Source organism: Desulfobacula sp. (assembly GCF_021107415.1).
In genome coordinates, this window is sequence record NZ_JAIOSW010000264.1 from 1 (window position 1) to 4,759 (window position 4,759).

4 protein-coding genes are annotated in these 4,759 nt (G+C 40.1%); 2 read left to right on the forward strand and 2 right to left on the reverse strand.

All coding sequences use genetic code 11. The features are described from left to right. Nucleotides 1–895, forward strand: an 895-nt coding sequence (gene dnaB / locus K8S13_RS14065) for a replicative DNA helicase (protein ID WP_291463391.1), incomplete at its 5' end; no start/stop codon positions are given. Continuing rightward, nucleotides 892–2,538, forward strand: a complete 1,647-nt coding sequence (hflX, locus tag K8S13_RS14070; RefSeq protein ID WP_291463392.1) for a GTPase HflX — start codon at nt 892–894, stop codon at nt 2,536–2,538. The genes dnaB and hflX, both read left to right, overlap by 4 nt. A gap of 286 nt (nt 2,539–2,824) precedes the next feature. Here hflX and K8S13_RS14075 read toward each other — a convergent pair whose 3' ends face one another. Beyond that, entirely contained in the window at nt 2,825–4,207 is a 1,383-nt protein-coding gene (locus K8S13_RS14075) for an FAD-linked oxidase C-terminal domain-containing protein (protein ID WP_291463393.1), read from the reverse strand. Further along, nucleotides 4,208–4,759: helix-turn-helix domain-containing protein (locus tag K8S13_RS14080; RefSeq protein WP_291463394.1), on the reverse strand; the 552-nt coding region annotated here is incomplete at its 5' end.

The window sequence follows — 4,759 nt, forward strand, 5'->3', positions numbered from 1 at the left end:
CGGCAGTTCCTTTCAAAGTTTAGGGGATTTGATTAATTTAAACATTGACAAATTAGAAGAGCAACAGGGAAAAGACGGCGGGCTTTCAGGACTCTCTACCGGTTATACAAAATTTAACAATATTACCTCGGGATTACAAAAATCTGATTTGATTATCCTTGCTGCCAGACCCAGTATGGGAAAAACTGCATTTGCGTTAAATATTGCCAGAAATGTTGCCATTGAGGAACGCAAACCTGTTGCTGTTTTTTCTCTTGAAATGTCCAATGAGCAGCTTTCCATGAGACTTTTAACCTCAGAGGCACGCATAGATTCAAACAGGCTTAGAACCGGGTTTATCAGCCAGGAAGACTGGCAAAATACAACAGATGCAGCCGGTGTTTTAAATGAACTGCCCCTTTTTATTGATGATACACCCAATATCACTGCAATGGAAATAAGAGCAAAGGCAAGAAAACTTTATCAAAAACACAATGAACTGGGCCTTATTATTGTTGACTACCTTCAGTTGATGAAACCCCCGTTCAGGACGGATCGAAGAGACCTTGAAATTGCTGAAATCTCAAGATCTTTAAAAGCGCTTGCCAAAGAACTGAATGTTCCGATTCTGGCTTTGTCCCAGCTGAACCGAATGCTTGAACAGCGATCGGATAAACGTCCCATGCTGTCTGATCTTCGTGAATCAGGAGCTCTGGAACAGGATGCAGATATTGTTGCATTTATTTACAGGGATGACGTCTATAATAAAGAAGCGGACAATCCCAAAAAAGGAACGGCTGAAATCATTGTTGCCAAAAACAGAAACGGTGCAACCGGCACGGCTTTTATGCATTTCCTTGGTCAATATACACGGTTTGAAGAACTGTCTCCGGAGTCATACCAGGAATTTGAATGAAGAAAAAACTTTTCGGTAACACTTCAGGTCTGAGAAAGACCCAGATCAAAACAATAGAAACTCTCTATAACTTTCGCACACCGCCCGACTATATTATCGATCCGGAACTTGCACACCTGCTGGTTAAACTTTCCCATGAGATCAGGCGGCAGATCGGTCTGCTCATTGACCGGAATGGAAAGGTTATCTATGTTATTGTCGGAGAAGCCCAGCAAATTGTCATTCCGGTAACGTCGGGATATACCGCCCTTCCCGGCAGGCTCAAGGGGCTGCGCCTCATTCATACTCATTTAAAAAAAGAGCCCTTGACAAGGGATGATCTAACTGACCTTGCCCTGTTGCGGCTGGATTATATCACGGCTGTTTGTATAACATCGGACGGTAAGCCCGGGACCGTTTATTCCGGCCACATTCTTCCGGATGAAAACTCAGCTCCCTATCAGGTTATAGATCCCGGTACCATTCAACACCTGAACATTGACTGCCTGGCTCAAATTCTGGCGCTTGAATCAGAACTCACCCGGAATAATTCTTTATACACGCCTGAATCAGGCACTGAAAATGCTTTTCTGATCAATGCAACGACTTTAGATCCAAAAGAGGCATGGGCCTCCATGGATGAACTTAAAGAACTATGTAAAACCAGCCATATCAATGTGATTGGTACAGCAGTCCAACGAAAAAAAAATATTGATCCAAAATTTGTGGTGGGTAAGGGAAAACTTTCCAGCCTGATTATCCAGGCGATTCAAAAATATGCAACCATGCTGGTGTTTAACAGGGAATTATCTGCTTCCCAGATTCGTTCCATTACTGATTTTGTTGAAATGAAGGTTATTGACCGGACCCAGCTGATCCTTGATATTTTTGCCAAACAAGCAAAATCAAGGGAAGGTAAATATCAGGTGGAGCTTGCCCAGATGGAATATCTTCTGCCGCGACTCATTACTAAAAATACGGCCATGTCACGGTTGACGGGTGGTATCGGCGGCAGAGGACCGGGCGAAACAAAACTTGAACTCAATCGGCGAAGGGTCAGAGACAGGATCAACCGGCTAAAAAAAGAGATTACCAAAATCCATAAACAGCGCCGGCAACAAAAATCCAGACGTAAACGAAAAGATTTACCCATTATTTCAATCGTTGGTTATACAAATGCCGGTAAATCCACGCTTTTGAATACCTTAACACAAAGTAAAATTATTGTGGCCAATCGATTATTTGCAACCCTTGATCCCTCCAGCAGGCGATTGAGATTTCCCAGAGATACGGAAGTTATTATCACAGATACAGTCGGGTTTATCCAGGATCTTCCAAAAGAATTAATGCAGGCATTTCATGCCACCCTGGAAGAGCTGGCTGATGCAGATATTATCTTACATGTGATAGATATCAGCAATCCTCGTTACCAACAGCAAAAAGAATCTGTGGAAAAAATTCTTAAAAATTTAAAATTAGATACAATTCCTACCCTTTATGTATTTAATAAAACAGATCGAATTGATCTTAATTCCTTTGATGACAAATGGTTGCTAAACCAGGGTTTTCACATTTCAGCCATTCAGAAACAAACCTTGAAGCCCCTGGTTGAAAAACTGGAATCAATGGTTGCAGCATATAAAAAAATAGGTGTTGACCAATAGAATTTTTTACACTAAGTATACAAAAAATAATAGATATATGGAATGAATATGGAAATAAAACAACTGGACCAGATTTTTATCAATACTTCGACGAAAAAGGACTCCATAGACATGCCCGATTGTTTTGGAGATTTTAACAAAAAAAACAAACTGTGTTTAGAATATTGTTCAATATCTATACGATGCTGCGTCCTGCATAATCAAAATCCAAAAATTGATGTTTTGGAAAAACTATTAATCCACAACCATTATGCGGTAAAACTACAATAATTTTTTGGCTGGAATATCAAAGATTAAAGATCTTACCCGGGTTTAATATATTCTGGGGATCAAAGACCCTTTTAATCCCTTTCATAAGTTCAATTTGTGTTGCACCGATTTCACGGGGCAGGTAGTTTATTTTAGTCATACCGACCCCATGTTCTCCGGTGATGGTGCCCCCTAAGTTTAGCGTTGCATCAAAAAGCTCATCAACGGCCTTTTCTGCCCTTTTTAACTCATTTTCATCCGTTTTATTATACATGATATTGCAATGAATATTTCCATCCCCTGCATGACCAAAGCTGACCACCTTTAAACCCGAGGTTTTCTCTAGCTGCTGGGTTACCTGAACCAGGTCAGGTATCTTATCAATAGGAACAACAACATCTTCGTTTATCTTATTGCTTGCAATCTTATAAAGAATCGGAGACAAGGCTTTTCTGGCATCCCACAGCTTTTGTGCCTCTATCTGATCTTTTGCAACTAATACATCCAGGGCATTATAAGAAAAACAAAAATTTTTAATATTTTTTGCATCTTTTTCTACGCTGTCGATATCTCCGTCCAGTTCTATTATTAACAGGGCTTTAATAGTTTCAGGCAAATCAAAGCTAAGAGAATCTTTTACAAGTTCAAGGCAGGCTTCATCCATATATTCAACACATCTTGGAATAACCGTTTCCCTCATAATCCCGGATACGGTTTTAGCAGCTTTTTGCACACTGTCAAAAAAAACCGCCATTGTTTTAACAGTTTCAGGCTTTGGCAATAGCCTTAGTGTTATTTCGGTAACCACGGCCAGGGTGCCTTCAGATCCGACGATCAAGCGCGTCAGATCATACCCGGCAACCCCTTTTGCCGTGGCAACCCCTGTTTGAATCACCTCTCCTGAAGGCAGTACCGCTCTTAATCCCAAAACATAATCCCGGGTGACCCCATATTTTACTGCTCTGGGTCCGCCTGCGCATTCACCAATATTGCCCCCAATGGTGCAAACAGATGAACTTGCAGGATCAGGAGGATAAAACAAGCCTTTTTCTTCTACACTTTTATGGATATCAGAAACAATAACACCGGGTTGAACTCTTATTAAAAAATTGTTTTCATCAATATTAAAAATTTTATTCATCCGGCTTGTGACCAATACAAGGCCTCCCTTTACCGGTACAGCTCCCCCGGTCATTCCGGATCCGGCTCCACGGGGTACCACAATCAAATTTTCTTTTGATGCCAGTTTAAAAATTTGAATAATTTCTTTTTCTGAGCCCGGAAATATTATGGCATCCGGAAAAAATGAGTCTCCCGTAGCATCATAGGAATAACACAAGAGTTCTTCTTTTTCTTTTGTGACGTTTGATTTGCCTGATATCCTTTGAAGATGTTTGTAAACAGAACCGGAAAGTCCCATTTAAAATTTTCCTGTTTCGATTTTCTTGGAAAGATAATTTACCTGTTCAAAAATAACGCTTTTTTGCTTTAATTCTCTTTCAATTGCATTGATGGCATATATGGCGGTTGCATGATATTTATTAAAGCTTGTACCAATCTTTTTAATGGGTTGATCCGTATATTTTCTGGAAAGAAAAATGGCCATTTGCCGTGGTTTTACAATCCTTCTTTTCCTGGAAGCAGATACAATATCTGTTTGGGAGACTGAAAACTCCTTGCAAACTAATTTTTTAATCGATTCAATCGTAATTCGTTTTTTTGTACTTGCAATATTTGCCAAAACACTTTTTGCCAGCGCAATATCAATATTATACCCCATTAACTGTCCTTTTGCAGCTACGCCAAACAGACCGCTTTCAAGCTGCCGGACATCATCACATAATTCCTGGGCAATATACTCGGTTACCTGATTTGGAATTTCATATCCAAAAATTTTTGATTTCCTTTTTAATATCCTGACCCGGGTTGCATAATTTGGCGGATCAATTTGTGTGACAAGTCCAAGGGTTAA

What these genes read in the sequence shown, in the direction of transcription:
- hflX (WP_291463392.1), top strand. Translation starts at nt 892, where the DNA reads ATGAAGAAAAAACTTTTCGGTAACACTTCAGGTCTGAGAAAGACCCAG.
- K8S13_RS14075 (WP_291463393.1), bottom strand. Translation starts at nt 4,207, where the DNA reads ATGGGACTTTCCGGTTCTGTTTACAAACATCTTCAAAGGATATCAGGC.